The organism is Thalassospira sp. ABD4_177 (assembly GCF_056160125.1).
In genome coordinates, this window is record NZ_JBSWWO010000001.1 from 1,360,811 (window position 1) to 1,382,822 (window position 22,012).

Annotated in this window: 20 protein-coding genes; 11 read left to right on the top strand and 9 right to left on the bottom strand. The window is 54.3% G+C overall.

The features are described from left to right. Positions 1-143 precede the first annotated feature (143 nt). Positions 144-1,811 (top strand): AIPR family protein, encoded by a 1,668-nt coding sequence (locus ACXAF0_RS06220; RefSeq protein WP_475344894.1) that lies wholly within the window; start codon positions 144-146, stop codon positions 1,809-1,811. A gap of 35 nt (positions 1,812-1,846) precedes the next feature. On the opposite strand, the gene ACXAF0_RS06225 is transcribed toward ACXAF0_RS06220, so the two are convergent. The 5 genes from ACXAF0_RS06225 to ACXAF0_RS06245 form a co-directional block, all read right to left on the bottom strand. After that, positions 1,847-3,049 carry a mandelate racemase/muconate lactonizing enzyme family protein gene (locus ACXAF0_RS06225; RefSeq protein ID WP_475344896.1) on the bottom strand — a complete coding sequence of 401 codons (1,203 nt, stop codon included), beginning with the start codon at positions 3,047-3,049 and terminating at the stop codon, positions 1,847-1,849. A gap of 60 nt (positions 3,050-3,109) precedes the next feature. Then, positions 3,110-4,417: a TRAP transporter large permease gene (locus ACXAF0_RS06230; protein ID WP_475344898.1), complete on the bottom strand. Its 1,308-nt coding sequence runs from the start codon at positions 4,415-4,417 to the stop codon at positions 3,110-3,112. A gap of 63 nt (positions 4,418-4,480) precedes the next feature. Continuing rightward, positions 4,481-5,062, bottom strand: coding sequence for a TRAP transporter small permease subunit (locus ACXAF0_RS06235; protein WP_475344900.1), 582 nt, complete (start codon positions 5,060-5,062; stop codon positions 4,481-4,483). Between the two features lie 208 nt (positions 5,063-5,270). Continuing rightward, positions 5,271-6,299 carry a TRAP transporter substrate-binding protein gene (locus ACXAF0_RS06240; protein ID WP_475344902.1) on the bottom strand — a complete coding sequence of 343 codons (1,029 nt, stop codon included), beginning with the start codon at positions 6,297-6,299 and terminating at the stop codon, positions 5,271-5,273. Between the two features lie 20 nt (positions 6,300-6,319). Then, positions 6,320-6,910 (bottom strand): gluconokinase, encoded by a 591-nt coding sequence (locus ACXAF0_RS06245; protein ID WP_475344903.1) that lies wholly within the window; start codon positions 6,908-6,910, stop codon positions 6,320-6,322. Between the two features lie 173 nt (positions 6,911-7,083). Here ACXAF0_RS06245 and gntR point away from each other — a divergent pair, with 173 nt between their 5' ends. Beyond that, the gene (gene gntR, locus ACXAF0_RS06250) at positions 7,084-8,109 is read left to right on the top strand and encodes an HTH-type transcriptional regulator GntR (RefSeq protein ID WP_475344905.1); all 1,026 of its coding nucleotides are present in this window, start codon (positions 7,084-7,086) and stop codon (positions 8,107-8,109) included. A gap of 20 nt (positions 8,110-8,129) precedes the next feature. Here gntR and ACXAF0_RS06255 read toward each other — a convergent pair whose 3' ends face one another. Continuing rightward, the gene (locus ACXAF0_RS06255; RefSeq protein ID WP_475344906.1) at positions 8,130-8,702 is read right to left on the bottom strand and encodes an IMPACT family protein; all 573 of its coding nucleotides are present in this window, start codon (positions 8,700-8,702) and stop codon (positions 8,130-8,132) included. Positions 8,703-8,766: 64 nt separating this feature from the next. Beyond that, the gene (locus ACXAF0_RS06260; protein ID WP_475344907.1) at positions 8,767-9,513 is read right to left on the bottom strand and encodes a sulfite exporter TauE/SafE family protein; all 747 of its coding nucleotides are present in this window, start codon (positions 9,511-9,513) and stop codon (positions 8,767-8,769) included. A gap of 93 nt (positions 9,514-9,606) precedes the next feature. Here ACXAF0_RS06260 and ACXAF0_RS06265 point away from each other — a divergent pair, with 93 nt between their 5' ends. From ACXAF0_RS06265 to ACXAF0_RS06305, 9 genes are all read left to right on the top strand, one after another. Further along, positions 9,607-10,071 (top strand): GFA family protein, encoded by a 465-nt coding sequence (locus ACXAF0_RS06265; protein WP_475344908.1) that lies wholly within the window; start codon positions 9,607-9,609, stop codon positions 10,069-10,071. A 307-nt stretch (positions 10,072-10,378) separates the two neighbouring features. Continuing rightward, positions 10,379-11,764 (top strand): class II 3-deoxy-7-phosphoheptulonate synthase, encoded by a 1,386-nt coding sequence (locus tag ACXAF0_RS06270; RefSeq protein ID WP_475344910.1) that lies wholly within the window; start codon positions 10,379-10,381, stop codon positions 11,762-11,764. A 233-nt stretch (positions 11,765-11,997) separates the two neighbouring features. After that, positions 11,998-12,483: a hypothetical protein gene (locus ACXAF0_RS06275; RefSeq protein ID WP_475344911.1), complete on the top strand. Its 486-nt coding sequence runs from the start codon at positions 11,998-12,000 to the stop codon at positions 12,481-12,483. A 101-nt stretch (positions 12,484-12,584) separates the two neighbouring features. Then, positions 12,585-14,261: an NAD+ synthase gene (locus ACXAF0_RS06280; protein WP_475344912.1), complete on the top strand. Its 1,677-nt coding sequence runs from the start codon at positions 12,585-12,587 to the stop codon at positions 14,259-14,261. Positions 14,262-14,275: 14 nt separating this feature from the next. Further along, complete coding sequence (gltX, locus tag ACXAF0_RS06285; RefSeq protein WP_475344914.1) at positions 14,276-15,628, top strand: glutamate--tRNA ligase; 1,353 nt, start codon at positions 14,276-14,278, stop codon at positions 15,626-15,628. Positions 15,629-15,695: 67 nt separating this feature from the next. Further along, positions 15,696-17,072 carry a cysteine--tRNA ligase gene (gene cysS, locus ACXAF0_RS06290; RefSeq protein ID WP_475344915.1) on the top strand — a complete coding sequence of 459 codons (1,377 nt, stop codon included), beginning with the start codon at positions 15,696-15,698 and terminating at the stop codon, positions 17,070-17,072. Positions 17,073-17,253: 181 nt separating this feature from the next. Then, positions 17,254-18,195, top strand: a complete 942-nt coding sequence (locus tag ACXAF0_RS06295; protein ID WP_475344917.1) for an aldo/keto reductase — start codon at positions 17,254-17,256, stop codon at positions 18,193-18,195. Between the two features lie 25 nt (positions 18,196-18,220). After that, on the top strand, positions 18,221-18,937 hold the full coding sequence (locus ACXAF0_RS06300; RefSeq protein WP_475344920.1) for a DUF6064 family protein: 717 nt from the start codon (positions 18,221-18,223) through the stop codon (positions 18,935-18,937). Between the two features lie 170 nt (positions 18,938-19,107). Then, the gene (locus tag ACXAF0_RS06305; RefSeq protein WP_475344922.1) at positions 19,108-20,457 is read left to right on the top strand and encodes an MFS transporter; all 1,350 of its coding nucleotides are present in this window, start codon (positions 19,108-19,110) and stop codon (positions 20,455-20,457) included. Between the two features lie 15 nt (positions 20,458-20,472). Here ACXAF0_RS06305 and ACXAF0_RS06310 read toward each other — a convergent pair whose 3' ends face one another. Beyond that, positions 20,473-21,135, bottom strand: coding sequence for a LysE family translocator (locus ACXAF0_RS06310; protein WP_475344924.1), 663 nt, complete (start codon positions 21,133-21,135; stop codon positions 20,473-20,475). A gap of 120 nt (positions 21,136-21,255) precedes the next feature. Next, positions 21,256-21,951, bottom strand: coding sequence for a DsbA family oxidoreductase (locus ACXAF0_RS06315; protein ID WP_475344925.1), 696 nt, complete (start codon positions 21,949-21,951; stop codon positions 21,256-21,258). Positions 21,952-22,012: the final 61 nt, after the last annotated feature.

A 22,012-nucleotide genomic window follows, 5' to 3' on the forward strand; every position in this document is an offset into this window, starting at 1 on the left:
TAGACGTGAAAAATTAAAACAGGCGGCGCCAATCAGCGCCGCCTTTTTGCGTTTTAGGTGTTTTGCGAAAAAGAAATTCAATTAAATGGACATGCAATAAGTGGTTCTGGTTAAATTACTTTAGTTTTTGGTGCAATCGAAGTGTGGTGGTTTCTCTTTTGACAGTAGCTTTTGATCCAGATGCATTTGCTCGCTTGAATGATCGTCTCGATAAACTTTGCGAGGATCGATTGGTTCCGGCCAAGAAGCTATCGTTGGTATTCCTGTTTCTCAGTCATAGATTTTATAAAGATCAGTCTGAGATTGAAGAGTCTTATACTGATGGTGGCAACGATTGTGGGATTGATGCAATTTATATTGATCGCCAGTCAGATCAGCCTGTCGTTCATTTATTTCAGTCAAAAGTTCACGATAGTGAAAGGAAGGCACGAAATGCCTTTAAAGTCTCTGCCGCTGAGAAGTCACTCAAGTTCTTTGAGGTTTTAAAGGACCGAAAAAGTGAACTAGATAAGCTAGTAAACCCGAAGCTAAAGCAAAAAATTTTAGAAATCAGGGATCTGCAGGACAAAGAATTTCCTGCGTTTAAGCTCTGGTTAGTAAGCAACGGTAAGCCTTGCGTGGATCATGAGTTGCGGCCAGTCGCTAGAAGTTTAGAAAGTCAAGATATTGGAATTGAGCAATTTCACATGGTGGAGTTCGTTGAATTCTGTATCGATGCACACAGTTCACGGACAAGTCACACATTCTTTGCCAGAGATGCAGGAGTTGTCGAATTCGGGAACTCCGAACTCCGCAGTTTTGTTGGGTATATATCTGCTCGTCAGCTTTATGACCTCATTCGAGATATTAGGGACGAGCGCAAAATCGACTATTCACTGTTCGATATGAATGTGAGGGGATTTTTGGGTTTCAACAATCCTGTGAACAAAGAGATTTTCAAAACTGCTGCATCCAGTGAAAAAAGACATTTTGCATCGTTCAACAACGGCATCACGATGGTTGGAACAACGTGCAAGGTGATGAAGGCGGCAATGGATACGCCGAAAGTCGGAGTGAAAAGGCTCTCCATTGTGAATGGAGCTCAAACTTGCTCCGCTATATTTGACGCAATGAAAGACTACTATCCAGATTTTGGAGAGTTTGATGAACTGTCGGTTTTGTTTCGTATTTTTGAGACAGACGATCCGGAGTTGATAAGTAAGATTGCAGTGTCGACTAACACTCAAAACCGCATCTTATCTCGAGATTTGAAAGTGAATGATGGAAGACAAATTAAGCTAGAAAGTGAGCTTGCTGAATATGGTGTTACGTACGTTCGTCGCCGAGGGCTGATTTCGAGGAAAATTGCAAAGACCGAAAGGGTCTTAGATGCTCTCAAGGCTGGCCAGCTCATTATGGCGTACAAGTTGCACGAACCGGCCAGGGCGAAGAGGGACTCAGATAGTATTTTTTCCGAGGCGTATGATCGAATATTTAATTCAGCGACTGCAGAAACAATCGTGGAAGCTTTGGACTGGTTTGACTTGATTGAAGACAAGAAACAGTTCATCGAGGATGAGATACGCATCCGTGGCAAGGCTCGGACCGAGGACACTTTTGTAACTTACGGGGCATTTCATATTCTGATGCTGTGCTCGTTACTTGGCCGAAACCGCCCTCCTAGCGAGAGAACAGCGGTAATTGAAGAAGCAATTCATATAATTTCTGTGCAGTTAAAAGAGGTTGGTGAGCCAGCTTACTATAGTTTCTTCCGAGACCCAAAGCAGGCCGATAACCTCCGTGATGCAGTAAAGCAGTATTCTTTGCTTTGATTGCTTTGGGTGAGTGTTTTTTGAGAGTAGGCCTCCTATTCTCTCTCAGATTTCCTACGTGAAACCGTAAATACCTTGCCCAGATCGGGATTGAGTTCGGTGCCTAGACCCGGTCCTTCGGGGATGGTGATCATTCCGTTTTTGACGGTCGGCAGGTTGGTCACCAGATCGCGATACCAGGTGTTGTAAAATGCCCGCACGCTTTCCTGCACCATCGCGTTGGGTGCGTTCAGCGACAGATGCGTCGAGGCGGTCAGGACAATCGGGCCGGTGCAATCATGTGGGGCGACGGGCAGGTGCCAGGCTTCTGCCATCGCGGCAATCTTGCGGGCTTCCGACAGGCCGCCGCACCAGCTGAGGTCCAGCATGACCACGCCGGCGGCATTGGTTTCGAGCAAATCACGGAATGCCCAGCGTGATCCGAGTGTTTCTGATGCACAGATCGGGGCGGGCGAGATCTCGGCATAGCGTTTCAGGCTTGAAAGACTGTCCATCTTGATCGGGTCTTCGTGCCAGAAGGTTTGGTAGGGTGCCAGTGCCTTGGCGATTTGCTGGGCGGGCAGAAGCTGCCACATCGAATGAAACTCGACCATGATGTCGATCTTGTCACCGACGGCCTTGCGGATTTTCTCAAACGGCTCCAGACAGGATTTAAGATCCGGCAGCGAGATATATTGCCCGCGGGTTTTCTCGGCGGCGATATCAAACGGCCAGATTTTCATCGCGGTGATGCCGTCCGCCAAAAGGGATTCGGCAAGTTCATCTGCGCGATAGAGGAAGCCGTTCAGGTCGTCATAATCCTTGGCCGATTTGGCATTCAGATCATAATTGGCCGTCGTCTGGCCGGTGGCCTTTTTGATGTATTCGGTTCCGGCACAGGTGTTGTAGGTGCGAATTTCAGATCGTGAAAATCCACCCAGAAGCTGGGTGATCGGAAGGTTGGTTGCCTTGCCGAAAATGTCCCAAAGCGCGATGTCAAAGGCGGAATTGCCGCGTACTTCTGCCCCGGATGAGCGAAACCCGACATAGCCCACCAGATCAGCCGAAAGCAGATCAATCTGTAACGGATCGCGCCCGATCACGCGCGGTGCGACATATTCATGCAAATAGGCCTCGACAGTTTCAGACATGAAGAATGTCTCGCCAAGACCTGTAATCCCCTCGTCGGTATGAACTTCGACCCACAGAAGGTTGGGGCGTTCGGCAATGCGCACGGTTTCAATTGCGGTGATTTTCATTTCAAACCTCAAAACGCAAAAGACGGAGCCGATTGGCTCCGTCCTGAACAATGTCGGTTGTTAGCGTCCGGTGATGCCCGGGAAGATGATCAACAGGGCAACGGCCAAAATCTGCAGGCAGATGAAGGGCAAGAGCGCCTTGAAGATATCACCCAGTGATATGTCCGGTGGTGCCACGGATTTCAGGTAAAACGCGGCGGGTCCGAAGGGTGGCGACAGGAAGCTGACCTGCATGTTCATGGCAAACAGCACCCCGAACCAGACCGGATCGAAGCCGAGCTCTTTTACGATCGGCACAAAGATCGGCATGGTCAGAAGGGCAATACCAACCCAATCAAGGAACATGCCGAGCACAAACAGGATCAGCATCATGAACAGGATGATGATGGTCGGATCATCGGAAATGCCGGTGATGAGCCCCGAGACAAACTTGATCCCGCCCATCAGGTTAAACACGCCAACCAGCGCGGATGCGCCGATGCCGATCCAGACAATCATGCCGCAGGTCGACAGCGTCTGAACAGCGGCGGCTTTGAGCATGGATAGCGAAAATTCACGGCGCAGGATGGTGGAGGCAATCACGCCCGCCACGCCAACGGCTGATGCCTCTGTCACCGAGGCAATCCCGCCATAGATCGATCCCAGAACACAGAACACGACCAAAATCGGCAGGAACAGACCTTTGAGCAGGCGCATCTTTTCCGCATGTGGGATTTTTTCGGTCTGCGGTGGCGGGGCAACGTTGTTGCCGGTGTAGGATCGAAACAGGATATAGGCCACGTAAAAACCGGCCAGCATGAAGCCCGGTAAAAAGGCCGAAGTAAACAGATCACCTATCGATACATTGGCCGTCAGGCCATAAATGATCAGAACGATCGAGGGCGGCACCATGGTGCCGAGCGACCCACCGGCACAAACCACCCCGATGGCCAGGTTCTTGTCATACCCCTGGCGCAGCATCTGGGGCAGGGCGATCAGGCCAAGCAGGACAATCTCGCCGCCGATAATGCCGCTCATGGCGGCCAGGATCACCGCGACAAAGATCGTTTGAACGGCGACACCGCCCCTAAGCCTGCCGCCAAAGAGCCGCATGGCATCAAACAGATCGCGCGCAATCCCGGATCGGTCGAGGATCGCCGCCATCAGGACGAACATCGGCACCGAGACAAAGACAAAGGATGAAACGAATGAATAGACGCGGCTTGTAATCAGCGGCACGGCCATCGGGCCAAACCAGCCCAGCGTGAAAATCAGTGCGATCAGCAGCGTGACAAATGCCAGCGGCATCCCGGTAATGAGAAAACCAAGCAGCATGACGAACATGGCAAGCGTGCCGTATTCAATGCCAAGGGACTGTAAATCAAACATCAAGCCGGTTCCTGAATGCGCATGTTCGCATGTCGAATTTCAAATAAGGACGGGATTGCTGCGTTACTCGGTGGCGTCTTTGCCGCCAAGTCCGCGCATGTAATTGATTGCCAAAATGATGAATTGCACGGTGAGCGCGATCATCACGATCAGCAAAAAGATCTTAAGCAGGGATGGAAATGGCGGGTTCCATGCCGATCCGCTGGTTTCCAGGCGAACCGAGCCATCCGGCGCAAAGGCCGCCCGCCCCACCATCAGCCATGCCGCCCAGGCAAAGAAGCCTGACGCCATCGCACAGATCAATGAGATCGCGATATCAAGGAAGCGGCGCAGTTTCGGGCCGGCAATGTCATAAATGATGACCACGCGGATATGCTTGTCACGCGATGCACAGAAAAGGCCACCAAACACAAAACCGATCCCGCACAGGAAGGTTGTGGTTTCATGGGCCCAGAGTGTCGGGCTGTCAAAGACATGCCGCATGACGATTTCAATGATCAGAACACTCATCGAGGCCAGAAAGCCGATGGCAAACACAGTGCCGGTTTTCTCGACCATTTTGCCAAAAAGGCCCGAGACCGCCGGGACGGTTGTCGTTTCCGGTTCTGGCAGGATCGGTGCGTTCTGTTCCGCGGGATGGGTCATCACAGATAATCCTTCGGGGGCGTAATACAAACAGCCTGCAATCTGGCAGCGGGGGAGGCCGCTTTCCAATCACGTCGTCTCAAAACGTGATGAGATGCCAGATTGCATCGGGGTGACAAATTCGAGTTCGCACAACCGTCATCCCCGCAGGCTGCTGTGATCCGGGCAAGGGATCAGGGTGTTCTTGCCCGGATCGGTGCTTTGGGTCTTAGATCATGCCCTGCGAGGTCAGATACTCCATCAGGGTATCATAAACCTTCTTGGCATTCTCGGAACGCGCAGCAGCCTTTTCCCACTGTTTGGTGGCAATGGCGCGGAACTTGTTGCGTTCTTCCTGCGACCAGTTGTGAATGGTGATGTCACCCTTCGCGCGGGCTTCGGCAACGGCCTTCATGTCCTTGGCAACCAGCTGGGAAACTTCATCCTGTGCAAGGTCGCGCACCGAAACCGTCAGGATTTCCTGAAGATCGGCCGGCATGCTGTCCCACTTGGTCTTGTTCATTGAAACTTCAACCAGCGGCATGGAGTGGAAGCCCGGATAGACCGGATGCTTGGCAATGTCGTGCAGGCCTTGGGCCTGGTTGGTCGAGAACACGGTATAGTCGGCAGCCTCAATCACTTTTTTATCGAGCGACGTAAAGACTTCCGAACCCGGAATGTTGACCGGGGTTGCACCGGCTGCGGCAAACACTTCGTTCACCATGCCTTCCGGCGCACGCATTTTAAGACCCTTAAGATCATCAACACCATCAAGCGGGACCGCGGAAACAAATGCTTCAAGACCAGGTGTGGTTGCGCCAATGAAGTGCAGGCCATACGGCTCGACCAGTGAATTCATCAGCTCCTTGCCGCCGCCATATTCCATGAAACGGAACATTTCCTGCGGATCGGACCAGGCGCCAACCGGGTTCGCGATCAGGCCAAATGCCGGGTCCTTGCCCGAGAAATAGCTGGTATCGGTGATGTGACCATCAAGAATGCCAGCGGCAATCGCATCCTGGGTTTCGTTATGTTCGACAACGGATCCCACCGGCAGCATCTCGATCGAAATGCGGCCACCGGTCAGGGTTCCAACACGTTCTGCCCATTCCTGCTGAATGATGAAGTTCGGGTTGCCGGCCGGATCGCTCGACTGGAATTTAAGGTCGTAATCCTGGGCATTTGCCGCAAAGGGTGCGGCGGTGGTCATGGTAATGGCAAGCGCTGCGCCAGCCAGTGTTTTCAAGGACGTTTTCATCTGTTTTCTCCCTGGGTTGATTATTTTACGTCAGTTTCGGGTGCCGGTCTGGCATCTGATGCTGCGTAACGCTGCTTCAAACCCGAAACAGCGGTTTGGACGATGTCTTCAAGCGGGCCTTCGATTGAGACAGCCAGCGGGTCTTCATCGGGGCCCGGCGGTTCAAGATCGTGAAGCTGACTGTCAAGAAGTTGCGAGGGCATGAAATGGCCGGCACGGCTGTTCATGCGCTCGAATATCAGGTTGCGGGGACCATTGAGGAAAACGAAGCTGACCGCCCCCAGACGCGTACGCAGATAATCGCGATAGCGACGCTTGAGCGCCGAGCAGGCGATAAAAACGGTTCCGGGAAACGGATTGCCGCGCGGGGTCGTCGGATCGGTGGATTGGCCAATATGTTCGGCTGCGGTGGAAACGGCATCCAGCCACGGCCAGCGCATTTCATCATTAAGCGGCAGCCCACGGCTCATATGATCAACATTGGCCTTGGGGTGATGGTCGTCCGCATCCAGCCACGCATTATCGGTGGCCGCAGCAAGGCGGCGTGCCGTTTCGGTTTTGCCGGATCCGCACACGCCCATGACGACAACATATCTGGTCTGCCGGTTCATAAGGTTCTTCGTTCTCACTGGTTTTCAGGGCTTGGTTTTACTCTTGGGCAGCCCTGTTGTGTTATGATGTTAGCGCTAACATAATGTTAGCGCTAACATCACGTCAACACCCTATTTCACAAGAAGGCACAAGGTGCTTGTCGCTGCGGAAAAGACGTAATAAATGTAAAGGTATGAGGAAACGCAAAGGGGCCGGGCGGCCAACCATTTCTGACGTTGCCGAAAAGGCCGGGGTCAGCACCATCACCGTTTCACGTGCCTTGCGTGATCCCTCAAAGGTGTCCGATCACCTGCGCCGCAAGATCGATAACGCGGTGAAAAAGCTTAATTATGTGCCGCATTCCCATGCCAGTGCGCTGGCATCGACTCGCTCCAACATCATTGGCGTGATCGTGCCGTCGCTCACCAACAACGTGTTTGCCGATACCCTGCGTGCGATTTATGACGCCTTTGATCAGGGCGCCTATCAGGTCCAACTGGGTAATTCGCGCTATGTCGCGAAGGAAGAAGAGCGTCTTGTGCGTACCTTCCTCGGTCAGGGGCCATCGGCCATGATCATTGCCGGTACCGATCAGACTGATGTCACGCGCGAGCTTCTTGAAAATGCGCCGTGCCCGGTGGTGCAGATCATGGAAGTCGGCGATGACCCGATCGACATGATGGTCGGCTTTTCGCATTTCGAAGGTGGTCGTGCTGCGGGCATTCATCTGGTGCAAAAGGGCTATAAGCGCATCGGGTTTTTGGGCGCGCGGATGGATCCGCGTTCGCACCGCCGCATGGAAGGCTTCAAGGAAGCCATGCGATCAGGTGGGCGGTATGACCCTGACCTGATCATGACAACCACCACATCGTCCAGTGTCACACTTGGTGCTGAGCTGATCGGGCAATTGCGCGCACGTCGCCCGGATCTTGATGCCGTGTTTTGTAACAACGATGACCTGGCCCTTGGCGCGCTGTTTGGCTGTCAGAAGGCGGGGATTTCTGTGCCCGATGAGATGGGGATTATCGGCTTTAACGATCTTGAGATGATGGCAGCAAGCTACCCGTCCCTGACCTCGATCCACACAGACCGCTATGCGATTGGTAAGCATGCGGTGGCGATGATCCAGGCTGCGCTTGATGGCGAAACGCCTGAACAGAAGATCATTGATGTCGGGTTTGAATTGCAGCAGCGCGAAAGCACGTCGCGCAAACGCTAGAACCTTATCCCGACTTAACCTTACTCAGTTTCAGGCAACGGAAACCGTTCTGCGAGCTCTGCCAGCTCAGTGCGGGGCCCGGCAATTTTGATGTGCGTGCCGTCCGTGTCAAACTGACGATCCAGAATGGTGATGCCATCCTGTGCACAGGCCTGTTCGAGTGTGCTAGCATCGGAAAATCCGGCAAAAAGTTCCGCTTCGCCCTGCGGGATATAGTCAATAATCTCGGCGACGTCACAGACGGCATTGGCCGCCCCGCTATAGGCACGCACCAGCCCGCCGGTGCCAAGCTTCGTGCCACCAAAATAGCGCGTCACGATGACAGCCACATTGATCAGGTCTCGCCCCTGAAGCACCTTGAGGCACGGAATGCCTGACGTGCCTGATGGTTCCCCGTCATCCTTGCCATGCTCGATCAGCTGGTCTTCGTCATTGAGATAGCGATATGCGTTTACATGATGATTGGCCTTGGGATGAAGGGCGCGCAGCTCATCAATCCGCTTGGCCAGGTCGTCATGAAAAACGAGTTCGGCCAGAAAACGCGATTTCTTTTCTTCGGTTTCAGCAAAGGCGGGGCGGGCGATGGTTTTCATGTTGGTTTGCTATCAGAAAGCCGTCAGGAGTGCCAGACGACATCTTTGGCCGCGACGGTCCGGGTCATCCTGCCGTAAACAGTTTACCGACCAGAATGACGCCAAAAATGATCAGCATGATCAGAACGACCTTGCGGAAGGTTTCCGCATCCATGCGGTCGCGCACCTGCGTCCCCAGTTTGGTGCCAAGATAGACCGGCACCAGTCCGGCCAGCGATATCCAGAGCGTATCAAGCGTGAACAAGCCAAGTCGCGCCAGACCAAGCGCCATTACAATGCTTGAAAGACTGAACGAGATATTGATGGCCGTCAGGAAGCGTTTGGGGTCAAGGCGCAAGGAAAGCAGGAAGGGCAGGACCGGCATGACCTGTGATCCGGTGATGCCGTTGATCAGGCCCGTGGCAAAGCCCGAAACGGGGGCGAGGACTTTGGCAAGCCTGTCAGACAGCGGCTTGCCATGACGAAACAGTGTGATCGCGCCGTAATTCATCAGGACCAGGCCAAGCGCTGCACCAGCGAGAATGCTGTCGACCAGTTCCAGCACGGCAAGCCCGATCAGGATGCCGGGAATGGTGGCAAGAAACATCGGCCAGAACCGGCTGACGGTTTCGCGAAAATGGCCGGCCTGGGCCATGATGATCGAATTGCTGACCAGTGACGGGATGATCACCAACGGCATCCCTGCCTTAAGGCCCAATCCAAGTGCAAGGATCGGCAAGGCAGATGTCGAAAACCCAAGACCCGTTGCCCCTTTGACGAAGGCCGCGACGAAATAGGCGCAGGCAATGATGGCAATCGTTTCAAGGGGCATGGAATGTCCATGTTAAAGTCGACGGGACGGCGAGTGTGGCGTTAAAGTCTTGAAGGTGCAAGAGAATGGCAATTGCAGATGCAAAAGTCGTCAATGCCTGATGATGTGTCGGAGGTCCGTGTGAGTCTGTCACCCCAAGATCAAGTGCCGTCGTTGACGGGTGGCTGTCAGTGCGGCGCGGTCAGATATGTGCTGTCAGAGCCACCTTCTCAGGTCTATGTCTGCCATTGCCGGGAATGTCAGATGCAATCAGCATCAGCCTTTGGAATTTCCGTCATCATCGTGCCGACCAGTATCGAGATCACTCAGGGGCAGGTTAAAACATGGTGCCGCCCCACATCGACAGGTGGGAAGATGCCATGTCATTTTTGTCCTGCGTGCGGAACGCGGCTTTTTCACGGTGACCTTGCGGGGAACGAGCCTGTCAGTATCAAGGGCGGGTCACTTGATGTGCCGCCTGATCTGAGCTCTGCCATGCATATTTGGGCCAAGCGCAAATTAAAGGGGGTGATTATTCCGGCGGGCGTTCCTGTTTTTGATGAGGAGCCGGAATTTTAAGGCTGCAAGGCCTGTCCAAATCCGGATTCGCACATATCTGTTTGCTATGAGCATTTGATTACGCAGGGTTCGCCGTCGATAAATCGCAGGTTTTGAGTGGAATTTTGCGCCAAATTTTGACGGTTTGGTAAAAAATTGCCGAAAAATACCGCCCGAATGTCGAGAAGGGGTGGAAATGCATTGGCAAAACCCGTATCAAGTCTGGCCCGGTTAAATGACCGGTCAAGCGGGCGGGATTCCGCCGCATAGCCAAATATATGATATAATGGCGGCATGATGATGAACATGCCGGATTGAGAGGAAGCAAATGAGCAAGAGCTGGAGCATTGATAGCTGGCGTAACCTGCCGATCAAGCAGGTGCCGACTTATCCGGATGCACAGGCCCTCAAGGGCGTAGAGCAAGAGCTCGGCAGCTATCCTCCTTTGGTGTTTGCTGGCGAGGCGCGTGCGCTTAAAGAGAAGCTTGGTGACGTCGCAGAAGGCAAGGCCTTCCTGCTGCAGGGCGGTGACTGTGCCGAAAGCTTCAAGGAATTTCACCCGAACAACATCCGCGACACCTTTAAGGTGATGCTGCAGATGGCGGTTGTGCTCACCTATGGTGCAGCATGCCCGGTGGTCAAGGTTGGGCGCATGGCCGGCCAGTTCGCCAAGCCGCGCTCATCTGATACCGAAACCATCAACGGTGTTGAACTGCCAAGCTATCGCGGTGATGTGGTCAACGGCATCGAGTTCACCGAAGAAGCCCGTATTCCGGACCCGCAGCGCCAGATCCGCGCCTATAACCAGTCGGCAGCGACGCTGAACCTGCTGCGAGCGTTCGCGCAGGGTGGTTTTGCCGATCTGACCAAGATCCATCGCTGGAACCTGTCCTTTGTGGATGGCAGCCCGGCGGCAGAACGTTATCGCAAGATGACCACCCAGATTGATGAGGCAGTCGCCTTCATGGAAGCCTGTGGCATCACCGCCGAAAGTGCACCGCAGCTGCGCGAGACGGATTTCTATACCTCGCACGAGGCGCTTTTGCTGGGCTATGAGCAGGCACTGACCCGTCAGGACAGCCTGACCGGCGAATGGTATGACTGTTCGTCGCATATGTTGTGGATTGGTGACCGTACCCGTCAGGCTGATCATGGCCATGTTGAATTCCTTCGTGGGGTTAACAACCCGATCGGCATGAAATGCGGCCCGACCATGGATGAGGATGATTTGATCCGTCTGATCGATATCCTCAACCCGGAAAACGAGGCCGGTCGCCTGACCCTGATCGCACGTATGGGGGCAGACAAGGTGTTTGATAACCTGCCGCGTCTGGTCAAGCGCGTTAAGGACGAAGGCCGCAAGGTCGTCTGGTCCTGTGATCCGATGCATGGCAACACGATCAAGGCATCGACGGGCTATAAAACCCGTCCGTTCGACGCGATCCTGTCTGAAGTTAAAAACTTCTTTGACGTGCACAAGGCCGAAGGCACCCACGCTGGCGGCGTTCACTTTGAGATGACCGGTACGGACGTTACCGAGTGCATCGGTGGTGCGCGCGAAGTCACCGAAGACGCGCTTTCGGATCGCTACCACACCCATTGTGACCCGCGCCTCAATGGTGGACAAGCGCTTGAGCTTGCCTTCCTGATGGCCGAAATGATCAAAAAGGAACGCGACAGCGTCCGCGCAGAGCAGATGGCTGCCTCTGCCTGATCGCAGGTCCAGAAACTTGATTGATCAAAGGTGCCCGGCAGTCCGTCGGGCACCTTTTCTTATGGGGGCAGATTTGCCAAAAGGCTTTCTAAATTAGCTTTTGGCGTATTTTGTTACATAATCAGTATGAATTCGTGAAAAAACATCTACCAATGACCACAAAATATTCTTAAGTATGAGTTATTGCAGGGTGTTCCTGACAAATCGAATAAGGGCGAGGGGTCTCAACGGGTATGATGGACGACGCTGAATTCAGCGCATGGCAAAAGAAGGTAGAGGGAACCAATATTTCCTCGACCACGCTTTTGGCGACCGATTATCTGAACCATTTCAACGAGATCGTCATGTTGCTCGAAATGGTGCCCGACATGCCTGACATGATCGAGGACTGCAAGGAATGGGCGCCAAAAAGCTATCAGGAGCATTTCCGCGATAGTGCCTTTTCCGACAAGGAACTGGCGATTGAGGCCTATGAACATGTGCCGCCCAAATTCCGCCGCCCCTTCGAAGAAACCATCGAACACCTGAATACCATCGTCGGCCATGCGGTTTCGCAACTTGAAACCATTATCGAGACCGGTGATGAGGATCTTTTGCGGGTGACAGCCAGTGCGGTGACCACCTCGCTTCAGAAATTCATGGATGTCGCCAGCGGCATTATCCACGGTTCGGCCAAAACCATGAGCCAGGATGAGATTGACGCGGCCCTTGCGCTTTAAGCACGGCGTCTGACGCACTTTTTACCGGAAATTCGCCCGCAAAGGGCTGCATTGCCCATTCGGCAATTGACAGCGCGCGGGGGCAATCCTATTCCAACATCATGACAAACACGCTTGCCATTGCGATTGCCCAGCTGAACCCGATTGTCGGTGATGTCACCGGAAACCGGGACAAGGTTGTGGCTGCCTGGGAAACTGCGGCCGAGAAGGGCGCAGAGATCGTTCTGTATTCCGAACTGGTTCTGTCGGGCTATCCGCCCGAGGATCTGGTGATGAAGCCAGCCTTCATGCGCCATCTGCATGATGCGGTTCAGTTTATCTGCGAACATACGGCAAAGCGCGACGGTGGTCCGGCCCTGCTTTTGACTACGCCGTGGGAAGTTGATGGCACGCGCCATAACGCGGTTTTGCTGATTGATCAGGGCAAGATCATTGATGTGCGCGTCAAGAATGATCTGCCGAACTATGGCGTGTTTGATGAAAAGCGCGTCTTTGCTGCGGGCCCGATGCCAACCCCTATTTCGTTCAAGGGGGTGAAGCTTGGGGTTCCGATCTGTGAGGATGTCTGGACGCCGCATGTGGTTGCCCATCTAGCCGATGCCGGAACGGAAATCTTCCTGGTGCCGAATGGCTCACCGTTTGAAGCCGATAAAAGTGGCCTGCGCCGCAAGCTGATCGAGGATCGCGTGCGTGAAAGCCACGTGCCGATGATCTATTGCAATGAGGTCGGCGGTCAGGATGAACTGGTGTTTGACGGTGGATCGTTCGGACTGAACGGCGATGGATCGCTTGCGGTGGCGCTTCCGGCCTTTGCCGAGGATGTGGTGGTGACCACCTGGCAGCAGGGCGAAAATGGCAAGTTGCGCTGTGCGGATGATGCGCCGAAGGTTACCTATCCCACCGGACTTGATGCGATTTATCAGGCGCTGGTTCTGGGCCTGCGCGATTATGTCAACAAGAACGGTTTTCCCGGTGTCGTGATTGGCATGTCGGGCGGGATCGACAGTGCGTTGTCGGCCGCCGTTGCCGTCGATGCGTTGGGGGCGAATCGTGTGCGTCTGGTGATGATGCCATCGCCTTATACCTCGGCCGAGAGCCTTGAGGATGCCGAGCTTTGCGCAGGGATGCTCAAGACCGGGATTGAAAGCATCAATATCGGCCCGGCCATGGCCGCGTTCGACGAAATGCTGGCCCCGGCCTTCGAGGGCCGGGATGCTGATATTACCGAAGAAAACATTCAGGCCCGTTCACGCGGGATTATCCTGATGGCGCTTTCAAACAAGTTTGGCCACATGGTGCTGACGACGGGCAACAAGTCCGAAATGTCGGTCGGCTATGCCACGCTTTATGGTGACATGTGTGGTGGCTATTCGGTTCTGAAAGACCTTTATAAAACGACCGTGTTCAATCTGTGCCATTGGCGCAACGAACACAATCCGGCCGGGGCGATGGGCCCGGATGGTATGGTGATCCCCGAGCGGATCATTACCAAGCCGCCATCAGCCGAACTCCGCCCGGATCAGAAAGACGAAGATAGTCTGCCGCCTTATGATGTTCTCGATGATATCCTCCATCAGATGATTGAGGGTGAGCGGTCTGTCCGTGATATCGTGGATAGCGGTCATGATGAAGCAACGGTGCGCCGGGTCTGGCGATTGCTGGATCGGGCGGAATATAAACGCCGTCAGGCCCCGCCAGGCGTCAAGATTACCCCGCGCGCCTTTGGCCGTGACCGTCGCTATCCGATTACCAATGGTTTCACGAACCTTGTTACGTGATTGAAAAGTTTGAAATGACAAAACCTGTTCTGCGATTTGCCCCCAGCCCGACCGGGCTTCTTCACGTCGGTAACGCCCGTGTGGCGCTGATGAACTGGCTTTATGCCCGGAAATCAGGCGGGAAATTCATCCTGCGCTTTGACGATACTGACCCGGCGCGCTCCAAGGACGAATATGTCGATGCGATCCGTGAAGATCTGACTTGGCTTGGCATCGACTGGGATCAGGAAGAACGCCAAAGCCTGCGTCTGGACAAATACGACGCAGCGATTGACGACCTTAAAAAGCGCGAACTGCTGTATCCGTGCTATGAAACCGAAGGCGAGCTGAACTGGAAACGCAAGGCCGCCCGCCAGCGCCATCAGCCGTTCATCTATGACCGCAAGGCATTGACCCTTAGCGATGAAGACATCGCAGCCCTTGAAGCGGAAGGCCGCAAGCCGCATTGGCGTTTCCTGCTGACAGATGGTCTGGTGGAATGGGATGACCTGACCCGTGGTGTTTGCTCGTTTGATACCGAACATGTGTCTGACCCGGTCCTGATCCGCGAAGATGGATCGCTGCTTTATATGCTGGGATCAGTCGTGGATGACCTTGAGATGGGCGTTACCCACATCATTCGCGGTGAAGACCATGTGACCAATACCGTGTCGCAAATCCTGCTGTATCTAGCCCTTGGCGGAAAGCCGGGCGCGCTTGAATTTGCTCATATGCCGCTTCTGGCGGGGCCGGGCGGATCACAGCTTTCCAAACGTCTGGGTAGCCTTTCGTTGCGTGAACTCCGCAATGACGGCTTTGAGGTCGAAGCGCTTGTGGGGCTTCTGACCGGGCTTGGCGCATCGGACAAGATCGAGCCGGCAAACCTGACCGAGGTTCTTGAGAAATTCGATCTGGATCATTATGGCCGCTCGACGCCGAAATTTGATCCGGCTGAACTCGCAAGCCTCAATGAAAAAGTCATTCACGACATGTCGTTTGAGGCGGCCAAGCCGAAGCTTGAAGCAGCTGGCATGACGGATGCCGGCGAGATGTTCTGGAATGCGGTGCGCGGCAATTGCTGGCGCGTGGCAGAGGCGCTGGAATGGTGGGATGTGATCCACAAAAACGTCATTCCGGAAATCGATGCAGAAGATGCCGAATTCCTCAAACAGGCCGCCGATATGTTGCCGGAAGGTGAGCTTGATGGCACCAGCTGGAAAACCTGGACCACAGCACTTAAGGAAGAAACAGGGCGTAAGGGCAAGCAGCTTTTCATGCCGCTGCGCAAGGCGCTGACCGCGCGTGAACATGGCCCGGAAATGTCGACGATGCTGGTTCTGATCGGGTCTGAAAAGGCGCGGGATCGGTTGTGTGGGAAGGCGGTCTAAGCATCTGCTTTGATCGCCGGAAAATGTACGCATTTGACCCGATAACACAGCCAAACGGACGTTTGAAATGACCAAGACCCTTCGTATTTTTGACACACTCACCCGCGAAAAGCAGGTCTTTGAGCCGATTGATCCCGATCACGTGCGCATTTATGTCTGCGGCCCGACGGTTTATGACTATGCCCATGTCGGTAATGCCCGCCCCGTGGTGGTGTTTGATACGCTGGTGCGTGTGTTGCGCCATATCTATCCCAAGGTGACCTACGTCCGGAACGTTACCGACGTGGATGACAAGATCAACGCACGCGCCAAGGAAAGTGGTGAGCCGATTTCGGAAATCACCAAACGCACCCATCAGGCCTATTTGGATGATATGGGGGCTCTTAATGCCATAAAACCCGATATCGAACCGCGCGCGACCGAACACATCGCCGATATGATCGCCATGTGCGAAAAGCTGATCGAACAAAGCTTTGCCTATGCCGCCGAGGGGCATGTTCTGTTTTCGGTCGAAAAGTTTGATGATTACGGCAAGCTGTCGCGTCGTGATCGCCGGGAAATGATCGCCGGCGCACGGGTTGAAGTTGCGCCCTATAAAAAAGATCCGGCGGATTTTGTTTTGTGGAAGCCGTCAAGCGATGACGATCCGGGTTGGGATAGCCCGTGGGGCCGTGGTCGACCGGGCTGGCATATTGAATGCTCTGCCATGTCGACACGCTATCTCGGTGAAAATTTCGACATTCACGGCGGTGGGTCGGATTTGGTCTTCCCGCATCATGAAAACGAACTGGCACAAAGCTGCTGCGCCAATAAGGGGTCCAGCTATGCCAAATACTGGATGCATAACGGCCACCTGATGGTCGAAGGCGAAAAAATGTCTAAGTCATTGGGCAATTTCGTCACCGTGCATGAATTGCTTGAAAAATGGCCGGGCGAGGCGATCCGCTTGGCGATGATGGGCACCCATTATCACCAGCCGATCAACTGGACCGAAGAAAACCTGCGTCAGGCCAAAGAGGCACTTGATCGGTTCTATACCGCCCTGCGTCAAAGTGCGGATGTGACACCGGAACCCATGCCGGTGCCTGCTGCGGTACTTGATGCCCTGTGCGATGATCTTAATACGCCACTGGCGATTGCGGAACTCCACAATCTGGTGACCCGCTTTAACAAGGCGGAAAAGAAATTCGAACGCGCCGAACTTAAGGGTGAAATTCTTGCCGCGGCCAAGCTTCTTGGCATTCTTGAATGCGATCCCGAAGCCTGGTTTACCGGATCGGCCGACGAAGATGAGACCGCCGAGATCGAAGGGCTTATTGTCCAGCGGGCCGATGCCAAGAAAAACAAGGATTTCGCGACAGCCGATAAAATCCGCGATGATCTTCTGGCACGCGGCATCATCCTTGAAGACTTCAAGGACGGGACAAGCTGGAAGCGTGTCTAACGCGCGTTGAAATCTTCTCGAAAAGGGACTGCAAGTCAAATGCTTGCAGTCCCTTTTTTTGTTTCGGATTGGCGTATTTGACGTATCGGCACCAAAAGTTGCAGATGGGCAGATTTTTGCCCAAATTTTGATGGATCATGCTGTGTGATTGGTCCGAAGCAACGAAAAGGTGCTGTAAGCCATGTCCGAATTTGACCGCCGCGGGTTTTTGAAAGCCTCCGCGTCACTGGCCGCAACCAGCTTGATGGCATCCGCTCTGCCAGCCTGGGCGCAGGGTGCCAAAGACGCAGCTGAGCCCGAAGTACTGCAAAAGCAGATCCCGTCAACCGGGGAAACCATCCCCGCTGTCGGGTTGGGAAGCTGGATCACGTTCAATGTCGGCAATCACATCGAGCTGCGTAATCAATGTGCGGATGTGATGTCGGCCTTTTTCAAGGCTGGTGGGCGCATGATTGACAGTTCTCCGATGTATGGATCGGCCCAGGATGTGATTGGCTATGGCCTGGATGCACTCGGCGCGCACGACAAGGTGTTTTCGACCGACAAGGTCTGGACATCCGGTGACGGTGCTGGGCAGATCGCGGAAACCTCAGATCGCTGGAAGGTCGCGCAGTTTGATCTTTTGCAGGTTCATAACCTGCTGGGCATCAATAAAAACTTGCCGCTTCTGTTTCGCATGAAGGATGCGGGCCAGTTGCGCTATGTCGGTGTCACGACGTCGCATGGGCGACGCACCGATGATCTGATGGCCGTGATGAAGAACGAGCGGCTTGATTTCGTGCAGGTGACCTACAACCCGGTTGATCGCAAGGTTGAGGAATATCTGCTGCCGCTGGCCTATGATCGCGGCATTGCCGTGATCGTCAATCGGCCGTTTCGCGGAGGCAGCCTGACCGAACGCCTCAAAGGGGAGCCGTTGCCGGAATTTGCCCGCGAACTTGAAGTCAAAAGCTGGGCGCAGCTGATTTTGAAGTATCTGATTGCCCATCCGGCGGTGACCTGTCCGATCCCGGCCACGACCAAGCCGGCCCATGCGGCAGAAAACATGGCGGCGGCCACCGGGCCGCTACCCGATGATAAAATGCGCAAACAGATCGCTGCTGTAATCGGTGTTCTGGTTTGAGCCGCGTAAGCAAAGGGCAGATGGCATGAGTGAATGGTGGGATTATGGACTGGCGGATTTGTTGCTGTTTTCGCCGCGGGTTTATTACCGGCTGTTTGAAACCATGAACAGCACCTGGGCGCTGGTGGTTGCCAGTGCCTTGATTGCGGGGCTTGTTGCGTCCGTCCTTGCCCTGCGGCACGGCTTTCGCGGCAACCGGGTTATCCTTGTGTTGTTGGCTTTGGTATGGGCCTGGTCTGGCTATGGCTTCCTTTGGCAATATTATCAGCCGATCAACTGGGCCATTCCCTATCTGTTGCCGGGTTTTGCCCTTCAGGTCGTTTTGTTTGCCATCTTTGCCGCACGCCCATTACCGCTTCGCTTTGGTTGGCGGGGCGATTTTTCAAGTTATGTCGGTTTGGTCTTGGTGGCCTTCGCGCTCATTGTCTATCCGTTTATCGGATTGATTGAGGGACGTGATCTTGCGCAGGCGGAGCTGTTTGGCAGTGCTGCCGATCCGACAGCGCTTGGTACTTTGGGCTTTGTTTTGTTGTCACGCGGAACATGGCGTTGGGCGTTGTTGCCGGTTCCATTGGCGTGGTGTGTGATATCGGCCGGCACGCTTTGGGTTATGGACCAGCAGGTTGCGACCGTGATGTTGGGCGCTGTCTGGATTACGGTTTTCTGCGGCTGGCTTGATCTTAAAAATGGTGTCACCAGCAAGCGTTTGACAGAGGCGGAAATCAAAGACCCCGCCACGTAAGGCAAAAAATTTCTCTCACGTTCAAAAAAATGTGGAAACCGAAGCTGATCAGTGGTTTCGTACATTTGCTGAAACAAGTCGTTTGTCTGAAATCCCCTGCATCAGACCAATGCGCGGTAAGCAAAGACAAAACGGTTGTTCGGTAATCCCCAAGCGTGAAAGGGCGATCCATGATCCAGGTTTTAACCAGTGTCTGGGCACTTCTTATTGGTATTGTCCTGATCATGCTGGGCAACGGCATGCATTTCACCCTGATCGGTGTGCGTGGGGGGATTGAAGGGTTTTCCTCGACCGAGCTTGCAATTGTGACATCGGGCTATTTTGCCGGTTTCCTTGCTGGCGCGCGCCTGACACCACGCATGATCAAGCGTGTTGGCCATGTTCGCGTCTTTGCCGCACTGGGCAGCTTTACCTCCGCTGGTCTGATCGCCTTGCCATTGATTGCGGAGCCCTGGGCTTGGACGTTGCTGCGCGTGCTTCTGGGCTTCTGCATGTCGGGTATTTACGTCACGGCGGAAAGCTGGCTGAATGATTCCTCGACCAACGAGACGCGCGGCAAGGTTCTGTCGGCATACATGATTGCCCAGACACTGGGCATTATCGGCGCACAGGGCCTCTTGACGCTTGGCGATGCGGCCAATTCGGCGCTGTTTATTGTCGCGTCCATTCTGGTTTCGATCTCTTTTGCCCCGATCCTGCTTTCAGCAAGCTCCGTACCGGTGACAGAAGCTGCCCGCCCGATGGGCCTTAAGGAGCTTTTCTCCGGATCACCGCTCAGTACCGTGGGCATCTTCCTTTTGGGCTGCGGCTATGCCATCCAAACCGGTATGGCGGCTGTTTTCGGAACCCAGATTGACATGACGACCGGTCAAATCGCGACATTTGTTGCGATGCTGTTTGCCGGTGCCCTGATCTTTCAATATCCGATTGGCTGGCTTTCGGACCGTATGGATCGCCGCAAGCTGATCTTTGGCGCCTCGATGGTGGCGATGGGGGCCTGTATTCTGGGCTGGGTATCTGGAAACCATCTTGTATTCATGATGTGCGCAGCCTTTGTTGCTGGTGGCATGACCACACCGCTCTACGCGTTGTTTCTGGCCTACACGAATGACTTCCTGCCGCTTGAAGATATGCCAGCCGCGTCAGGCGGCCTAGTATTGACCTTTGGGGTTGGTGCGATTTTGGGACCACTTCTGGCTGGTTGGTCGATGGAGCATCTTGGCGCGCAATCCTTCTGGCTGACAATGGCTATGACATTTGCAGTCATTTCGGTTTATGCGCTTTATCGCATGACCTGCCGCGAAGCCGTGCCGGTCGAAGATACCGAAAGTTACGTCAGCGTCCTTCCGACGGCATCACCCATGGCGGTTGAAACCGCCGGGGTCTGGGCCGCCGAACAGGCAGAAGCCGAGGCAGAGGCCGCCGCAGAAGAAGCCGCCGCAGAGGAGGCAGAGGCCAAGGCGGAAGCTGAAGCAAAGCCGGAAGATGACACCCCGAAGAGTGACACGCTCAAGTCTTAGGTTTGGACGGTCGCCTTAGCGGTTCATCAGCAATCTGATCCCGACAGCGGCAAAGAATACGCCGAGCAATCCATTGATCCAGCTTGCCGCCCGACGATAAATCGAAATGGCTGGCGCGGTGGAAAAGGCCGTTGCATATAGCAGATGTGTGCTGGTTGAAATCAGACCACAACCAATCACGATTGCCGCCCCGACCCAAAGTGGGGCGCCTTCCTGAAAACCGATGGAAATGATGGCAATCCAGGTCAGGATGGCCTTGGGGTTGGTCAGGTGCAGGCCCAGGCCACGGAAGTAATATCCCCGACCAGAGATTTGTGCAGCGTCAACGTCAAGCGCGTCGGCGGATGCGTGCGCACTTGGGGTTTTGCGAAAAGCGGTGCGAAACGCGCGATAGGACATCCACAGCAAATAAAGCCCGCCAAAAATCCGGATAGCGGTCATGGCATCGGCGTATGTTGCCAAAACGGCTGACAATCCTGTCAGGGTCAGAAGGCCGATCGAAAAAGACCCAGTTCCGATGCCCAAGGCAAAATGCTGTCCGGCACGGCGGCCCTGATCAAGCGAAACCCCCATCAAACCCAACAGGGCGGGACCGGGGCTAATCAGGCCGACAAGCAAGGCGGCATAGGACAGTAATATTCCGGGCAGATATTGCCCGATTTCGGCAAAACTGATCATGGGGCGTTTCCTTTGGTGGTGGCAAAGTCAGCCTAGATCAGTGGTTGAATTCTGTCGAGCGTAACGAAAAAGCCCGGTCCAATGACCGGGCTTTGATCGATTGTTCCTTGGGAACTGAAATCAGGCGTCGTTTTGCGCTTCGGCGAGGATTTCATCCCCCTGACGGGCGATTTCAGACAGGGCCTGTTCGAAGACTTCTGGCGGATGGCCACCGGAAATGGCGAATTTGCCATTCACGACATAGGTCGGTACCGAACTGATGCCGGCATCGCCAAATTCATCTTCCTCGGCGCGGACTTCCTTGGCGAATTCGTCGCTGGCAAGGATTTCGGCAGCACGGTCTGCCGGAAGTCCGACTTCCTCGACCGCACGTTTGAGAACGCCGTGATCTGAGGTGTTGTCACCGCCCTGGAAGTAGGCGGCAAACAGATTGAGTTTGAGGGCTGTCTGCTGACCATACTCACCTTCCTTGCCGGCCCAGTAAATCAGGCGGTGGGCGTCAAAGGTGTTGTAGATGCGCGAATCTGATCCGAAATGAATCGGGAAGCCGACATTTTCGCCCATCATGGTGATGCGCGCACGGTTATCGGCACTCTGATCGGCGGTCAGACCGTACTTTTCATTGATATGTTCGGAAAGGTCCTGACCTTCGGGCGGCATGTCACGGTTCAGTTCGAACGGGTGCCAGCGCAGGGTCACATCAATTTCACCGTCCAGACGGCTGATGGCATCTTCGAGGTTCTTGTAACCGATGATGCACCACGGGCAGACCACGTCCGAAACAATGTCGATCTGCATGGGGATGGCTTTGGTCATTGGAATAGAATTGCCTTGGTTTATGTAACGTTGTTGCTACCCCAACACATAATCGACATGG